Below are 16,066 nucleotides of genomic sequence, written 5' to 3' on the forward strand. Positions count from 1 at the left end.
GCGGCCGAGCCTATCCGCACGCAGTTGCCGGCAATATCCGTGTTACGTCTGATTCGCTGCGCATTCGGGATAGCGGAAGAATCACCGGCAGCGCTTTCACGACGGGTCCCGGTCGAGTGACCTTCGACAACCTCGTCCGTCAGAAGACGGGCAGGGCGGGGTCGATGCCGAAGCGGACCCGTCCGGCGGCCTCGAAGTAGCCGGCGGAGTGGTTGTTGTGCTGGAGTGCCACCATCCCGTCGCGGAAGAGCCGCTCGACGGCGTTGTCCCGATAGATCGAGGCAGAGCTGCCGAGCTCGTACATGGCCGCCAGCACGTCGCGGCTGACCTGCGCGGCGTGGCTCATCGCGGCGCGCAGCGCGGCTCGCTGCTCCAGAGTGACGGGCTCGGCGCTCTCCGCGGCGAGGTCGAGGTCCCGCGCCGCGGACAGCAGCAGCAGCCGGGCGGCCCGCAGCGCGGCTTCGGATCGTGCGATGACCGCCGGGGCGTGCGCCGACTCGGCGAGCGTGCCGCCGGTGATCGTCCTCTTGGAGACCGCGAGGGTCACCGTCTCCTCGATGGCGGTCCGGGCGACCCCGAGGACGACGGCAGAGCACCCGGGGAGGACGAGCGCGGGAATGTAGCCCTGGTAGCGGGGCCGTCGGACGCGGGCCGGCACGTCGACGCGCGCGACCAGTTCGTCCGGCACCATGGCGTCCTCGACCACGACGTCGTTGCTCCCCGAGCCGAGCAGGCCGCTGACGTGCCAGGTGTCCTTGACGGACGCCTGGCCCCGGCGCAGCGCGAAGAACCGCACGTCGGGAATGCCCGCCTCCGTCAGGCGCACACTGCCGTCCTCCACGACGAGGCCGGCCACGACGAGCCAGTCGGCGCGATTGACACCGCTGACGAGCTTCCAGTAACCGGACAGCCGGTAACCCCCTTCGCACGGCACGGCGGTCCCCAGCATGCTCGAGCTCGCGAAGACCGGCTCGGGACCCGATCCCCAGATCCGGGCGTTGCCCGGCTCGTCGAGCAGCGCGCCGATGAATCCCCAGTTGGCGTTCCACACGATCCATCCCACAGAGGCGTCGATTCGGCCGAACCCCTCGTACACCTTCAGCAGGGTCTCCAGAGGGGCTTCGAAGCCGCCGAGCTCCTGCGGCGTGAGCAGGCGGAAGGCGCCGCCGTCCCGCAACTCCCGCACCAGCTTCTCGGGGAGGTCCCGCCCGGCTTCCATTTCGCCGGCGGCCGCCCTGATGGCGGGCTCCAGCTGCGCGGGAAGATCCAGCAGGTTGGATATCTGCATGGTCATGTGCTCATCTCAATTCGTGGGGACACGTATTCACGGCGTCAGGACGCGGAGGCCACATTGTCCTGGAGGGTACGCGCCAGGATGTACGCCAAATAAGCCTCGTCGGCTATCGTCAGGCCGAGCCGGTTGTTCGTCATGTGTATGTACGACGCGAGCAGGTGCGGCAGCAGCACTTCCTGATCGGAGATAACCTTGGGCGTTTTGGAGCTGAATGCCCTGAGGAAGGTGAGCCGGCCGGCAAGCCCGGGTTCCAACACCTGTTCGCGCAGGGTCTCCCAGTGTCGTGCCCACATTGCCCGGAAGCCGGTCAGCCGGTCCGGCTCTCCTCGCTGAATGGCGTTGTGCGTGTCGATGAACCGGGCGGCGAGCCCGTCCTTCATCGAGTCGTAACATATGCGATAGCTGGCGGCACTGCCTTCGACGATGCGGGACGACGAGCTCCAATAGTCGAGGCCGAACGACGAGTTCCAGTAATCGTGATAACGCTCCAGAAAGCTCGACATCCAGCGGGCGTCCCGCAGGAAAATGGAAACGCTGATCATCATGAGCTGGGCGGCCAGGCCCAGCAGGACCGGCCGGACATGCACGTTGGCCGTCTGCAGCAGCCTGATCACCAGGTCGCTCGAGAATTCGAAGTGCCGCTCCGCGAGAGCCACCCCGACAGATCCGCCGTAGCGATTGTATTCCGGCTGATAGGCGCGGTAGTGGAACGTGTTGTTGTCCTGAACGGGTATCCGGCCGTCCGGGTACATCCGGCGCCGCTCATTCTCGTCGGGATATTCCATGACGAACAGATTGTCCTGCGCCTTCAACATGTCCTGGTCGAACTCGTAAAGCGCAGGCCGGCTCGACAGGAACTCCTGGACGGCGGACTCGGCCGCCGCGCGGACCGCGGGCACGGCCGCCTCCGTAACCGGCTTCAGCCGTAGCCGGACGTGCGGGCCTTCCATCCAGTAATTGATGAAGAAGTACCTCTCCAGCAGTCCGCGGCTGCGCAGGTCGCGCACCAGCGGTGCGACGCAGTCGGTGAGAACCGGCTGGGAATTGGCGCTGTAGAAGATGTGCAGCGCCTGCCACTCCCCCGGCGGCGGGGCAGGCCGCGCCTGAGACGGCTCTGATGTCATCGGTATTTCCCCTGTCTGATCAATGACCGCGCAGCGGCCGGGTCGTGCCGGTGAGCTCGATGGTCTGCTCGGCCACGTACCGTCCTTCAGCCGATTTCAGCCAGATCTGCTCGATGTCCGGCAGCATCTCTTCGAAAACGATCAGGCGGTTGCCTTCACGCGCCAACCGGTTCAGCAACTGGAGTGAGAGGGCGCTGCCGAAGTCGACGTACTGTGGTTTGAACGTCGGCACGGCGCTGCTCGTGTCGGGCTTGAGCGGCGCCACGCCGAGTGTGGCGAAGACCCGCTGCGGCAGGCCGTTGTCCCGCTGCCACCTCCGCCAGGCGAGGAACGACTCCGCGTCGCCGTCCGCTGTGGTGCCCGCGGGGAAGAAGTCAGGGTGTACGGTCCACCTGCGTCTTGACACGATCACGTCGCCGAAGCGGACCCTTGGCCGGCTCCTGATCGTCGTGATCTGCTCGTTCACGTGCGTGCCGCCCCACATGTCGATCGCGGCGAATATGGTCCGGGAGAACAGCAGCATCGTCCGCTGCACCTTGGGCAGTGCCGGTGGAATGATGAAGCCCAGGTAGACCGGGATGACTTCGCGGCCCAGGCGCCACGAGTGAAGCCGCAGCCGGCCGGTCTTCTCGTCGTGGAGCACGCTGAGCTCGTCCACCGTGATCTGTTCGGACTCGCTCCGGAAACTCACGTCGCCAGGACAGACCAGTTCATACGGTGTGATCGCTGGGTGCAGATTCAGGTTCGTGGTGTCGTAGCCGCCCGTGACCTCCGCGAAGACCGCGTCGTCCGGTTGCAGCTTGGCGAGTTCGTCACGCAGTTCAGCGGCCAGCCCACCGCGTTCGCCGTCGTCGAAGCAGTGCATGAAGCGGGAGAACAACAGGGTCAGACCGCTGTAGGTCTGGTTCACCACGGCGAACGGCTCACCGCCGTCGTCGCCCAGCTGAACGAAGAAGCTTCGCGGCTCGAGGTCGAGCAGATGGCCGGGCACCAGGCCGGAGACCTCGTCGACGAACTCGTCGTCGAGCAGCACGTCGGTGTCGGACGCCGCGGCCGGTTTCATGCGGCGTATCAGTTCTTTCCGTGCCTCCCCCATCGCCTCCACCTCCGGCAACCGCAACCAGTTCGGGTCGGGGACGAACGCGCCGTCCTCGTCGAAACCCGGCCGCGAGGTGACCTTCAGGTAGTGGGCGAAGTAGTCCTGGTGGAATTCGTGCACGAAGCGCAGGACATCATCGCAACGTCCGCCGATTCCGTAGCGAGCGGTGAAGAATCCGTGCAGGCTCAGCCGTTGCGGCACCGTGGAGTCGAACAGCGGCAACAGCCGCGCCACCTGACGCAGGGAGGGAATCAGCGACCGCCGCCACGCCTCCGGGTCGGCCACCGCGCCGGCGCCGGTGACGCACACGTCCTCGTACACCAGGTTGCTCGGCGTGCTGGGCTTCAACGCGCCGAGCTCGCGTTGTGTCTCCTCCAGGCCCGCCCGGATCGTGCCGATCAGCTTCCGGCGGGCCTCGTGATCGGCTGACGGGTACCGCTTCACCAGCTCTGAGATGTCGCCGAGCCTGTCGGCGGCCGCCTGTGCCCACGGCGTCTCCAGCCGCACCAGGCCGTGCCGGAACGATTCCACCGGGTCGGCGCTGTGGACGTCCAGATGCACGGTCGGCGCCACGAGCAGGCCGAGCCGGAGCAGGCGCCTCAGATACTCGCGCACGTCCTCAGGGGATCGGTTCGGCCGGTCGGCCGTGCTGAGCAGCTCGGCCAGGTCCCCGAAGGACACCTCCGTCCGCTCGCCCAGGATGCGCATGACCTCCTGCAGCAGGGTGCCCTGGGGGAGGTAGAAGAGGTTCTCGCGCATGCTGTCCACGCCCATCGGGGTGTCGTCGTCGCCGACCACCCGGACCCGCCGCACGTAGCGCACCCGCTCCGTATCCGCCCGCGAGCCTGACGTCAGGCGCACCGGCAGCTCCGGACGCAGGGCGAGCTGGTCGACGATGACGTCTATCAAGCGCGCCAGCGCCGCGACGTTGAGGCGAGCGTGGCTGCGCCAGGTGACGTCGAGGTCGATCGCCGGGAAGACGGACCCGCCGCCGGGCACGAACCGCCCGAGCGCGACCGCGGTGAACGTGCTGAAAGGGCTCGTCTTGCAGGCGGTGCGGTACACGTACTCCAGCAGCGACCGCTCGATGCGGCGCGCTCGCTTGTTCAGCGGGCCGGCCCCGGCGTTGAGATAGGCGGGCAGGTAGCGGTCCAGCGAAGGAGACGCCAGCAACACGCCCTTGCGCAGTCTCGGATCGCGGGCGAGCTCACGCAGGTGGACGCGCGCCTGGTCCGCTTCCTCTGCCAGGACGGCGGTGCCCTGCCGGAGCTCCTCCTCATAGGCGGCGCGCCGGTCCAGCCAGGCGAGCAGGGCGTCGCGGCCCTGATCGTCAAGATGTTCGGCGAGCGCCCTGGCCGATGCCAGGTTCTTGGGGAGCCGGCGGTTGAAGACGTCCCGCCTCAGCGTGAGGAGCCGACGACGCTGATGCTCATCATCGTTGTCCGCGATGGACTCCTGCAGCGCGTCGGCGATCACCTGCTTCGCCGTGTCCATGGCGGCCTCGGCAGCCAGCAGGGCGTCGGCCCATCGCACCCCCCGCGGGTTGCCCAAAGGGGCCACGGCGTCGATGGGCATCCCGGCCACCCGCAGCATGAACTGCGGTGTGACTATCCACTGCCTGCCGTTCTCGTGGTCCGCCGGGGCGCCGTCCACCGTGGCAGGCGCCCCCGTGCCAAGCCTGAAATCCCGGTCTGTCACCGGGATCACCTCCTCGGGTCGGTGAGATCAACTGAGTCGGAAGTGGAAGTCAGGAGCTTTCTGCCGCTCGTGTCCCAGCATCACGATCAGCAACGGCCACTCCTGGTCATCGTCATCGCGGCTCAGGTCCCGCCGCCTGTCCAGGTGCTCGACGTACGACACGTTGTCGAAGCCCAGCGCGGCCCCGCAGCCGATGTTCACCGCGGCCGCGGCCAGATACATGGCCTGGGCGGCGGCGCCGACTTCCGCGTTGAGGAACCGGTAACCCCGCTGACCGGTGGCGGCCATCACCGCGTGCGGCCGTGCCAGCACCGTGACGACGGCGGCGACCTGTTCCATGTTGTAGTTGTTCAGCAGGTAATTGCGTTGCAGGAACGAGGTGCTCACCCCGACGCCGAGGGGCAGCAGCGTGTTGGCGGCGACGTCGTAGTCATATGCGTCCCGGGGGACGCCGTCGACATGGTTGGCGAGAACGGCCAACCTGGTCAGCGCCGGCGTGCCGGCTGCATCCTTGACGTCCGACACGAGCCGGGCTCCGAGGGTGCCGGCACGCAACACCGCACCCAATTCGGCCTGTCCAAGGCTGTGTTGTGCGCTGAACCTGCCGAAGCTGCTTCGACGACCGCGCAGGGCTTTCCGCACGGTGACGTCGAGCGGGAGCGGATCGGCCAGCTTGATTTCGCCGCCCCTGCCGCCGTCGTGACCCGGGCTCGCCGCCTTCAGCCGCTCAGCCGGTGAACCGCCGGGCGATTGAGCGGTGACGGTCGAGGCGTGTACGCGCTCGACCATGGGATGCCGGACGACGGTACGCGACCTTTCCCTGGGGACGGCGGTGACCCGAAGCTCGGGTCGACCCTTCGGAGCGGGGCTTTCGCCGCAGGGCAGCGGCACCACGGCGAACACGCTTTCTTCGTGCGTCCGCACGCCCAGCAACCCGTTGAGTGCTTCCTCATCGAAATTGAGCAGCGGGCGCAGCGGAATTCCCGCCGCCCGTGACCACAACTGCCAGGTCCCCAGCGCCGTTCCCACGTCCATGGTGACCGCGTGGTAGCTGAAGGTCCGGTATTTGAAGGCGTTCTTCCAGAACCTGATGGTCACGAGCAGAAACTGGTCGCCCGCGGCCTCCGCCGGCGCGATCGCATGACGCACCTGGCTCGTCACGTCACCGATCAGCAGCCTTTGGACGCCATGCTGTGCCCCCGAGTAGTTGTAAACGCCCGGCAACATCGGTCCGCCGGGGCCGCAGACCCAGTAGATTTCGAGCGGATACAGGCCGCCGCCGGACGCCGTGCCGCGCGACCAGATCGCGAGCGGATAATGCGGCAGAGCCACCGAGTCGTCGTTGACCGTCACAGCCAGCCGCCGCCCGCCGTAGGCGTAGGAGTCCCGCAGCATCTCGGAGAGCATCGGCATGGTGAACGCGCCGCCGTTCGCGGGCACCTGCCCGGCCAGGCTCTCTTCGAGAGAGGCGAGCGGGACCTTCGCGGCCGGTAGCGGGATCGGGCTGACGCCAGGATAGACATTGTGCTTTCGTGGCTGGTCGGCCCAATCGGGTTTGAAGCCCAGGTCCTCCATCGGCGATCGGTTGCGGCGCACGATCGCGTCGAAATAGTCGCTCGCCGTGTCGATGGCCTGCTCTGTGTCCATGCATGACTCCTGAAGTCCGCGCCGGCGAGCCGGTTCATGGGAATGGATGCGGAGCCCGGTTGAGCTCCGAGGCTTCGAGATCGCTGTCGCGGAGTCCGACCCGGCGCAGGACAGTGCGGGTCCGCCTCATGTGCAGGGCACGCTGGCGGCCCCATCCGAAGTCGATCGGCAATATGCCGGGGATCACCACACTCGCCGTGTGAAGGGGGATATCCGCCTGCTCCGGTGAGGTCTGGTCCACCACGATCACGTCGAAGCCGGCCTTGACCACGGACTGAACGCAGAACCTGAGGTCATCCAGCAGGTCCAGGGTGCGCGGCCGGTCGTGCCCCCAGTCCCGGAACACCGCCTCCACCGAGGGCAGATCGGCCGGCCGGCCGTTGTCGCCGAGGAGATGCGCAGCGTGCCGGGCCATCTCGGGCAACCCGTAGAGCGGGGCATGATCGGACAGCGAAAGAACCTTGTCGAAGTCCGCCGCTTTCGCGGTGAGCTCTTCGGCGCGCAGCTTCGTGTAGCCGGCGAACTCCGGAACCCCGGACGCGACCTCGTACAGGCCGGAGGCGATCGCCTCCTCGGGATCGAGACTGGCCCCGGCCCCGAACAGCAGCCTGCCCATGCCGCCGTCTCTGCGCTGGGCAACGACGACCACGACCGGCATCGGAAATTCGATTCGGGCGTCGAACAGCCGGATGTCGTACCCGTACATCGAGATTCGGTCCATCATCAGCCGGCTGCGGACCGTCGTGCAGCTGTACGGGTCGATCTCGCGCAGCCGCAGCTTGGTGTACCAGGCGATCAGGAACGCGTCACGCTCGATCAGTTCGAGGATGGCGTGGAGGATCGCCTCTTCAAGGCAGCCGCCGGACGCGCACCCGTTCGAGCATTCCTGGACGAATCTGCCGGCCTGATCGATCAGGTGGTAATAGGTGATCGCCGCGGGGACCAGAAGGGGACGCTCATCGCGCAGCGAGAAGCCCCACACCCAGGGAATCGCCAGATCGGGGTGGTAGGGCACATAATGCCGGGTGCCGGCGTAGAACTCTTCGGAGTAGAGCCCGCACTCGGCGGGATCCAGCGCCGAGCCCCGCAGGTTCCGGTATGTGTCGACCACCGGCTTCGGAAATCGCCGGGGCTGTGTGCCGGCGATCCGCTCGTGGGCTTCGATTATTCCCAGGACCGTGCTGCGGGCGTAGCTGTCGGAGTGACCGGCCCAGAACGTTTCATGGACGTAGTCACCGCCTCGAATGCCGATGCGGCCGGTCACGCTCGCCGTCGTCGTGCTCGTCATGCCCGGGTCCGCGCCGGTGCCGGCCATCCCGCAGACGGGGTTCGCGTACGCGTCCGGTTCCAGGTCGTAGTCGGCGGCCGAGTTGATCCGGAAGTCGTTGATCGATCGTTTCGGCCGGCTGCGCAGAACGATGCGAGCGGCGTCGGCGCTGTCTTCAGCCGGAACGCCGCATCGAGGGCATTGCGCGTCCGCGACGACCGGATGACGGCGCACCGTCAGGTCTTTCAGCCGTAGCTCGTGCACGAACGGATGGCCATGCCGGTCGGCGGGCCTTTGCTCCGGTGACACATTGACGATCTGCCGGACGGTCTGCCAGATCGCCTCCAACCCGAACCGGGCGAGGAACGGGGACGCATGGTGCGCGACGACCGATCGTCCGCTTTCCAGCGCGTCACGTTCGGCACCGGTCCGCACCTGTTGCCACCGTCTTGCCAGGCAGTGGAAACAGGGCCGTTCGCTGTCGAACGGGCCGATCAGCACGGCGCTGCCGTACAGATGGACGGGCAGCAGGCCTGTTGTGTCCGTATCCGATATGTCGGGCTCCCGCAGCAGGTCCGGTGCGTCGAGGAGCGCCACTCGAAGCGTCACGGGACGGTCGAGTCGCCCGGCGGTCCGGGTCAATCGGTCGTGAAGGTAGTCGGCGACCAGTCGTTGACCGTCCGCGAGCACCGGTGGGACCCGTTCAATCATTTCTTGCATCGCGCCAGGAGGACCCGGCAGGTCACCACGGCCGACTGAGCCCTGAGCTCCGGGGTCGTGGTGTCGACGACGAGCACGTCGCGGCCCTCGTCGGCGAGTTCGCCGACGAGGCCGGCGACGTCGCTGGGTGAGTAGTCCGTCGAGGCCGGCAGCGGATCTCCGGACGCGTGCACGGCCCGGGCGTCGAATCCGGGCAACAGCGGATCACCGAGGTCGACTTCCTCCATCTTCGCCAGGTGACGCAGCTGGACCAGCCCGGCGAGATCTCTCAGGGCCCCGACGAGCGCGGCCTCCCGGGACAACCCGGCTTGTACGGTCCACAGCGGCCCGTCCGCCGAGTCCGGGGTTCGAGCCAGGACGATGCCGGCATCGCGCCGGCGGGAGATCTCAAGCACCTCCGGCCGGACGTCCAGGTTGTCGAAGGTCCTCAGCAGGAACTCCAGCTCAGAACCGGTTTCAGGATCCTCGCAGAGAATCGGACGGGGTTCACCCCGTCCCGAGACGGCCTCGCGCAGGGCCTCGAACGCGATCGCCGACAACAGGCCCGTCCGGACGGCCTCACCGATGGTCGCTCCGGCTCCGTCGCCCGCCCCGCTCCGTTCGAACAACAAGTCGGCGTTGAGCGCCGAGAACGGGTGGACCGCCGCCGCGGGCACCAGCCGCTGCTCCCCGCTCGCCAGGGACGTCGCGGGAAGCCAGGAGAGCCTCTCGCGTCCGTCGACCGCGAGCCCTGTGGAGGTGGACAGGTCGGTCGGGGCCAGCGTGTGCCGCAGCTCCGTCGAACCGGTCACCGCGTGCCGGACGTTCGCCACCTGGCCGACGTAGGCGAGCAGCGCGGCGCGCAGCGCGCTGCGGCGCGCCACGGGAACGTAGTGCAGATCGAACGCCGTGATCAGCCGAGTGCGCAGATCGGGACCGGCCTGGGCGCCGAGGCGGACCCTGCTCACCTTGAGCGGCGACTGGTCCAGTGTCGCGTCGTCGAACGACGACAGCACCCCTGTGTAGGGGCCGGCCAGCTCATCGGCCTCTTTCAGCAGGGTTCTGAGCCGCTCCTTGTCATCTCGATCAGCGCTGAACGGCCGCGGCGGCTTCTCATGGACGACGGCCGGCGTGACGGGCATGGCCGCGTCGAGGTCCTGATGCTCCGCGCAGGAGGGGCAGAGCGGGTGCGGCCACAGCCGCTCGCGCCTGGCCTCCAGCGTTGCGATGTGCTGGATCAGGACGCCATGGTCCGTCTCCGGGGCGAAGCAGCCGGTGACCAGCCGGAACAGGTCGAAGGCGAGCATGTTGCCCACCATCGCCGCGAGTTGCGGATTGAGCCGTGGAACGCCTGGGCCGAGATCTCCGCACGCGATGCCGCGCCACAGGGCGGCCGCGTCGCGCGGCTCGGCGTTGGCCCCGTAGCGGAGCATGGAGCACATCCAGCATCCCGCGGTCGCCGGGCGGGTGACCGGACCGATGACCACCCTCGAACCGATCGTGGTGGCGGGCAGCACCACCGGACCGCCGTTCACGCCGGCGTCGACCAGTCGCCGCAGCGCGGCCATACCGATGTCGTCGCCGGAGGCGACCACGAAGTCGTATCCGATCAGCGCGTGCGACGCGAGGGCGTCGTCCACGGTGAGGTTCAGCGGCTGAACCTGCGGGGGACATCCGGCCTCGGTCAAGTCCGCCACGCACTCGGCCAGTCCCGCCATGGCCGCGGCGGTGTCCTCGGCGCTGTCCTCGGCCACGCCGTCCGGCGAGGACGCGACCAGGCTCAGTGAACCGAGTCCGTTGCGCAGCAGACTCTCGGCCACCGCCCGGTTCACGCGACCGGTGCCGAGCATCAGCACCTTGGCCGTGCGGAAGCGCAGAAACCGCGCCTTGGCCTCGTCGACGAAGTGCTCCACATAGTTCAACTGCGAGGCGAACACCTCCTCGACGGCGGGGTCCATATCGACGTCGCCGGCCGGACGTACGTTTCGCGCGAAACCACGCTCGATCAGCGAACGCACGAGCGAGACGACCATTTCCTGCCGTTCAGGCGCAAGCTCCGCGCACAGATCGCCGACCGTGTATTCACCCGTCAAATACGGCGCGAGCGAGCAGATGAAACGGTACGCCCACCGGCCTTTGACGACGTAAACCTTCTCCGGATTGCGCACCACGACTTTGTCGCCGACGTCGTAGAACAGCACGTCATGGCCCAGCCTGGGCCGGACGGCAAAATCATCGTCCGCCGCGGGCTTCGCCTGTCCCCCTCCCGGCTCAAGCTCGGTGGCAGTCATTGTCGAGATCACTTCCCCACTTCTCTGACGGGCGCCGTACGTCCCACCTCGGAAGTATGGCCGCGGGTCCTTTCACATCCCTTTCCGGCGTTTCCGCGGGTGACAGCGGCGTGAAAGCAACGGCTGCAATACTCTGCCCGATCGGCCCAACCGCGCGAATGAAAGGAAGCCCGCAATGCAGACCATCGCCGAGAAGCCGCTGTCGGACTTGTTCCAGGAGCTGGAACAGCTGGGGTCGGAGACTTTCGAGGTTTCCGACTACACCGACGTCGACATTCACCTGGCCCCTGTCGCAGCCGCCACGAGCTGTTGCGGGTCCACCAGCACCACGAGCACGAGCTGCAGCAGCGGAAGCTGCGCCTGCCTGGATGAGTGACCTCTAGCAGAGCCGATTTCGACCCGGAATCAGCGCAACGTCACCGGCCTCGTCCCGGCCCGGTGACTCCCCGCCGGCTCCCTGCGAACTCCGCAGGTAGCCGGCTCTGCTCGATCATGGCGGCGTATGCTTTTTCTCGCACGAAAGGCGAAGTGTGTGGCATCGGTGGCGGAGCATGACAATGAGAGCCGCGAATCGGCGCCGGCCAAACTCCTTCGCTACCTGGATTCGCGGCTTGGAAATGGAGCGCTGCCCGACGTGGCGGTGCTCGGTCTGCGCGACGCGACACGCCCGCATCTACCGGAAAAGGGGCACGGCCTCGTTCCGATCCATTTCACTACAGGGTCGGCCATCCTCGGACCGGTGGTCGCCGAACGTGGCCGCTCAGCCCCGTGCGGGCGATGTCTGGCCCTCCGGTGGCAGCGCCTTCGTGCCGCACCGGAACGTGATGCGATCGAGAATGGGCGGCAGCCGCGGTCGACGGCTTCCTCGCCATACCTGACGCCATTCGCGCTTGAATCGATCTGGCAACTGTGGAGCCTGCTGCAGACACAAGCCGTGGAAAGCCGACGCCCGGGGATCGCCCCCGTCTACGAGCTGAACCTGCGGACCCTGCGGGTGTCTCGGTTCGACCTGCTGATGGACGCCGCATGTCCCGTATGCCTGCCGCGGGAACCGGACACCGCGGCTCGCGCCGTCCTCAACCTGCGTTCGAGATCGAAACCGGCTCCGGATCGCTACCGGGAGCATCACCTGCGGGACTACGACCTGCCGGTCTCGGCACTGACCAATCCGATCTGCGGCGCGATCGGCCATCACGCGTTCCGCGACGAGCTGTCTCCGACGACGGCGCCGAGTTTCGGCATGTTCCAATTTCGCAACAGTAAAAGTCTGCAGGAGATCCAATGGACCGGACAGACCGATTCATTCGAAACCAGCAAGATCAGCGGGCTGTTCGAAGCGCTTGAACGTTATGCCGGGCTCGAGCAACGGCGTTGGTCCACGGTCACGGTAGGCACTTTTGACGAATTCTCCGCGGAGGCGCTCGACCCCCGGGAGTGCGGAGTCTACGCGGACAAGGTCTACGAATCGGGTGCGTATTCGAGGTTCGACCCAGCTCAGCCGATTCCATGGGTCTGGGGCTACTCGCTACGTGACCGGCGGACAGTGCGGGTGCCGCAGCGTAGCGCCTATTACGGCGGGGTGGAGAACACCCACAACTTCGTGATGGAGTGCTCCAGCGGCTGCGCGAGCGGCGCAAGCGTCGAGGAGGCGATTCTGCATGGGATGCTTGAGCTGATCGAGCGCGATTCTTTCGTGCTCGCGTGGTACGGCAAAGCATCACTGCCCGAAATCGATCCGGCCACGTGCCGGAGAGAATCCCGCTTCGCGATCGACCGGCTGCGGCTCTGCGGCTACGACGTGCGCCTGTTCGACATGCGAATCGACCTGCCGGTGCCCGCTGTGCTCGCGGTGGCGGTCCGTCGGGACGGCGGTGCCGGTACGCTGACCTTCGCGTCCGGCGCGGCCCTGGATCCGGCGGAGGCTGTCGCGTCCGCGCTGTCCGAGGTTGCTTCCTTCGCACCGACCATGCCTGATCAGTTCACCAGCCGCGCCGATGAGATCCAGGCGATGATCGAGGACTTCAGCAAGGTCCGCACCCTGACCGACCATCCGGCGCTGTTCTCGTCGCCGAGAATGACGCACCATGCCGACTTCCTGTTGTCCGACAGACGGCTGACCCCCATGACCGAGTTGTACCGGGAGTGGGAGCAGACCCGGCCCAGGAGCACGGACCTGCTGACGGACTTGTCGTACTGCCGTGACCTGTTGGTCGATGCCGGTCTGGACGTACTCGTCGTCGACCAGACGGCACCGGAACAGGAGCTGCTGGGCCTGCGGACCGTGCGCGTGATCGTGCCGGGATTGGTGCCCATCGACTTCGGCTGGTCGCGGCAGCGCGCCCTGCACCTGCCCCGGACCCGTAACGCATTCCGACGCGCCGGGTGGCGGGCCACCGACCTGGATGATTCGGAATTGCACCAGGTGCCACACCCGTTCGCCTAGTCGCAGCCGCTTTCGCGCCGCCTGGCGATCTTCGCTCGGCGGTTTCTCCGTCCGCGGCCAGGGACGGGTTTCCGTCGGCGGTCGAGCTGATCATGTTGTCATCCACAGCCCTGATCGCGCGGCGACCCGTACAGGGTGCTGGAGGGCGATCGGCCATATGTCTCCCGGTAGAGGGAGGCGAAGCGGCCCAGATGCGTGAAACCCCAACGCATGGCCACCTCCGTGACAGTGGTCCGAGCGCCGGTCTGGGCGATGCGTACCAGGTCGGCGTGGACACGCGCCAGTCGTACCTGGCGCAGGTAGGCGAGCGGCGTAGTTTGCAGGTGATTGCGAAAGTCGTGTTGCAGGGTGCGGACGCTGACCCTGGCCGCTGCGGCGATGTCCCGGAGGGAGACGCGTTCCTCCGCGTGTTCCTCACAGTAGATCTGCGCTCGCCGCAATGCGGCCGGACTGGACGCGGCGTCAGGCTCGCCAAGAACGGGTGAGTAATTGTGCGGCTGCGAATCCAGCAGGGTATGCAGCAGAAATTGCTCGAAGTGATGCCCGGCCAAGGGCGAAGCCATGAACGGTGGCCTGTCGTATGCGCTCAACAGCGACACCATGGTGAGGACCCCGCTGAAAGCACTGTCACAAGTAATATCCGGGCGGAAACGAGGGGCCTGTTTCGGAGGATCGCCCAGATAGCCGGCGAGTGTCCGCTCGACCAGCACCGAGGGGACTTGGATGATCAGTAACTCGTGGTCGACGCTCCACCACATGTCGGACCGCACCTGGGGGCCCACGATGACCGACGGCGCATCGACGTGCTTGCCTTCGACCTGCACCTCCCCCACGCCTCTCAGCGGAAAGTAAATACTGTAGAGATCCGGGGCCTCCGGGACGGCGACGCGGATCTCGGCTCCGTACGACAGGATGCGCATGCCGATGTTGCCCTCGTACAGCTCCTTGTAGCAGCCCCCTGCCGGATGTTCTTTGATGGCCTCGACGGCATGCGGCCATGAGCTGCGGGACAGGAAGTCACGTACCTTTTGAAAATCGCCCGTAAATGACCTTGGAACGTCATGGCACCGATCATCCTGACCTTTCATCAACAGAATTGTTCATGGCAGTGAACGCCAGGCCCAGACATTTCGTGAAAATTGCAAGAATCCCGCACCACCCTCGCAAATGAGAGGTGCAGAGATGAGCCGTCGCCGGCCCTCCGCCCGGGCCCGCGCGATGAGCTCGCTGGTGGAGCGACCAGCGCTCTCCCCCGGTCCCCCAGGGCCCTCAACGGACGGACACGAGGACACACAGAAGACCCTGAACAATTACGAGATCGATACCCCTGTCCGCGGGCATGGGAAACTGAACCCGCTCCGGGTCTGATGGAGGCTCTGGTGTGCCCTGGGTTCGATGGAGTCGCGTTTCTGGATTGTCATGCCACGGTGGACGCGTTCTCGAACTGTATGGGGGTGAGCATGCCCAGGCTGCTGTGCCGTCGTTGCCGATTGTGCCAGATCTCCAGATACTCGAAGATCGCGTTGGCGAGTTCGATCCGGGTGTTCCAGCGGTGACGGTCGAGGAGCTCGACCTGCATGCGAGACCAGAACGACTCCATCATGGCGTTGTCGAAGCAGTCCCCGACGCTGCCCATTGAGGGCAGCAGGCCGGTGTCCTTGTCGCGCGGGGCGGCGGTGAGCCGGCGCGGAAGCCTAACTCGCGGATTCCACCCTCACAGGGTCAGGACAAGAGGTCGAGGGTGCGAGCGACGGTCTCGCGACCCTTGCGCACCGCCGCCGCCAGATCCTTGCCCGCAGGGCCCTGCCACGTCAGGTGGGCGACCGTGGTTCCACGCCGCACGACCACCTCGACATGCGCGACAGAGTCGCGGGATGTCGGGCTGAGTGGCAGGTCGGAGCGACGCACGGCGAGGCTGGCCAGCTCTCCGGTCCAGCGGCCGCGGATAAAGGGCTCGATCGTGTACGGGACTCTGACGTCCTGGTCGTCGTCCTGCTTGTCGCAGGGTACGACGAAGGTTCTCCCGTCGTAGCTCTTCAGCTCGTCTTCCGGTGTGACCAGCAGGCGGCGCGTCTTCTCGGCTGTCTTCTCCTCCGGCAGGACAGCCACCTCTTCACGCACGGTGACCCGGCCCGTGAGCGTACGTGCGAGCACGGGCACGGCAGAGGGCATGCGCTTGCGATCCAGCGAGATCGTGCAGGTGAGGTCGGGATCATCCACGCCATCCCAGAGCGTCACGCTCTTCCCGTACGCCGACGGCGGCGGCAGAGTTGGGTCAGGCAGGTCGCGGGCGCCGACGGCGTCCACGGGGTCGAGGAACGACGGGACAGCCATTGACGGCGAGCTGCCTCACGGCACAGATGGTCACCGCGATCTGCGGAAAACACTCGAGATCGCGTTGCAGTGCCGGGGCCATCCCGCCATGTTCAAGCCAAAGCTGACTCGACACCGTTGGCAGTGCAACCGCCCTGACCTGCTCGAACAGCCCGTACCGCCAACGGCTG

General features: G+C 66.8%; 10 protein-coding genes and 1 pseudogene. 2 read left to right on the forward strand and 9 right to left on the reverse strand.

Going from position 1 to position 16,066, the window contains the following annotated elements; genetic code table 11:
• Nucleotides 1-139: 139 nt before the first annotated feature.
• The 6 genes from ABZS69_RS12565 to ABZS69_RS12590 are packed head-to-tail and all read right to left on the reverse strand — an operon-like array spanning nt 140 to nt 11,119.
• On the reverse strand, nt 140-1,294 hold the full coding sequence (locus tag ABZS69_RS12565; RefSeq protein WP_355370228.1) for an acyl-CoA dehydrogenase family protein: 1,155 nt from the start codon (nt 1,292-1,294) through the stop codon (nt 140-142).
• Between the two features lie 38 nt (nt 1,295-1,332).
• The gene (locus ABZS69_RS12570; protein ID WP_355370231.1) at nt 1,333-2,418 is read right to left on the reverse strand and encodes a lantibiotic dehydratase C-terminal domain-containing protein; all 1,086 of its coding nucleotides are present in this window, start codon (nt 2,416-2,418) and stop codon (nt 1,333-1,335) included.
• Between the two features lie 19 nt (nt 2,419-2,437).
• On the reverse strand, nt 2,438-5,215 hold the full coding sequence (locus ABZS69_RS12575) for a lantibiotic dehydratase (protein WP_355370233.1): 2,778 nt from the start codon (nt 5,213-5,215) through the stop codon (nt 2,438-2,440).
• Nucleotides 5,216-5,242: 27 nt separating this feature from the next.
• Nucleotides 5,243-6,862, reverse strand: a complete 1,620-nt coding sequence (locus ABZS69_RS12580; protein WP_355370236.1) for a nitroreductase family protein — start codon at nt 6,860-6,862, stop codon at nt 5,243-5,245.
• Between the two features lie 34 nt (nt 6,863-6,896).
• Nucleotides 6,897-8,840, reverse strand: a complete 1,944-nt coding sequence (locus ABZS69_RS12585) for a TOMM precursor leader peptide-binding protein (RefSeq protein ID WP_355370238.1) — start codon at nt 8,838-8,840, stop codon at nt 6,897-6,899.
• Nucleotides 8,837-11,119, reverse strand: coding sequence for a TOMM precursor leader peptide-binding protein (locus ABZS69_RS12590; RefSeq protein WP_355370241.1), 2,283 nt, complete (start codon nt 11,117-11,119; stop codon nt 8,837-8,839). Before ABZS69_RS12590 ends, ABZS69_RS12585 begins: the two co-directional genes overlap by 4 nt.
• A 175-nt stretch (nt 11,120-11,294) precedes the next feature.
• Here ABZS69_RS12590 and ABZS69_RS12595 point away from each other — a divergent pair, with 175 nt between their 5' ends.
• Both ABZS69_RS12595 and ABZS69_RS12600 read left to right on the forward strand, forming a co-directional pair.
• Nucleotides 11,295-11,495 (forward strand): lantibiotic protein, encoded by a 201-nt coding sequence (locus ABZS69_RS12595; RefSeq protein ID WP_355370244.1) that lies wholly within the window; start codon nt 11,295-11,297, stop codon nt 11,493-11,495.
• A 126-nt stretch (nt 11,496-11,621) separates the two neighbouring features.
• Entirely contained in the window at nt 11,622-13,562 is a 1,941-nt protein-coding gene (locus ABZS69_RS12600; RefSeq protein WP_355370247.1) for a TOMM precursor leader peptide-binding protein, read from the forward strand.
• Nucleotides 13,563-13,660: 98 nt separating this feature from the next.
• On the opposite strand, the gene ABZS69_RS12605 is transcribed toward ABZS69_RS12600, so the two are convergent.
• The 3 genes and pseudogenes from ABZS69_RS12605 to ABZS69_RS12615 all read right to left on the reverse strand — a co-directional run bounded on the left by ABZS69_RS12605 (nt 13,661) and on the right by ABZS69_RS12615 (nt 15,869).
• Nucleotides 13,661-14,650 carry an AraC family transcriptional regulator gene (locus ABZS69_RS12605; protein ID WP_355370249.1) on the reverse strand — a complete coding sequence of 330 codons (990 nt, stop codon included), beginning with the start codon at nt 14,648-14,650 and terminating at the stop codon, nt 13,661-13,663.
• Between the two features lie 329 nt (nt 14,651-14,979).
• Nucleotides 14,980-15,213 (reverse strand): annotated as a pseudogene (locus ABZS69_RS12610) (integrase core domain-containing protein); the annotation flags it as partial.
• Nucleotides 15,214-15,284: 71 nt separating this feature from the next.
• Entirely contained in the window at nt 15,285-15,869 is a 585-nt protein-coding gene (locus ABZS69_RS12615) for a hypothetical protein (RefSeq protein ID WP_355370252.1), read from the reverse strand.
• Nucleotides 15,870-16,066 lie beyond the last annotated feature (197 nt).

Origin of the sequence: Nonomuraea sp. NPDC005650, assembly GCF_040605375.1 — a bacterium.
Classification (GTDB): Bacteria; Actinomycetota; Actinomycetes; order Streptosporangiales; family Streptosporangiaceae; genus Nonomuraea.

Coding starts and splice junctions, on each gene's coding strand:
- ABZS69_RS12565 (WP_355370228.1), bottom strand. CDS start 1,294: ATGACCATGCAGATATCCAACCTGCTGGATCTTCCCGCGCAGCTGGAG.
- ABZS69_RS12570 (WP_355370231.1), bottom strand. CDS start 2,418: ATGACATCAGAGCCGTCTCAGGCGCGGCCTGCCCCGCCGCCGGGGGAG.
- ABZS69_RS12580 (WP_355370236.1), bottom strand. CDS start 6,862: ATGGACACAGAGCAGGCCATCGACACGGCGAGCGACTATTTCGACGCG.
- ABZS69_RS12585 (WP_355370238.1), bottom strand. CDS start 8,840: ATGATTGAACGGGTCCCACCGGTGCTCGCGGACGGTCAACGACTGGTC.
- ABZS69_RS12590 (WP_355370241.1), bottom strand. CDS start 11,119: ATGACTGCCACCGAGCTTGAGCCGGGAGGGGGACAGGCGAAGCCCGCG.
- ABZS69_RS12595 (WP_355370244.1), top strand. CDS start 11,295: ATGCAGACCATCGCCGAGAAGCCGCTGTCGGACTTGTTCCAGGAGCTG.
- ABZS69_RS12600 (WP_355370247.1), top strand. CDS start 11,622: ATGCTTTTTCTCGCACGAAAGGCGAAGTGTGTGGCATCGGTGGCGGAG.
- ABZS69_RS12605 (WP_355370249.1), bottom strand. CDS start 14,650: ATGAAAGGTCAGGATGATCGGTGCCATGACGTTCCAAGGTCATTTACG.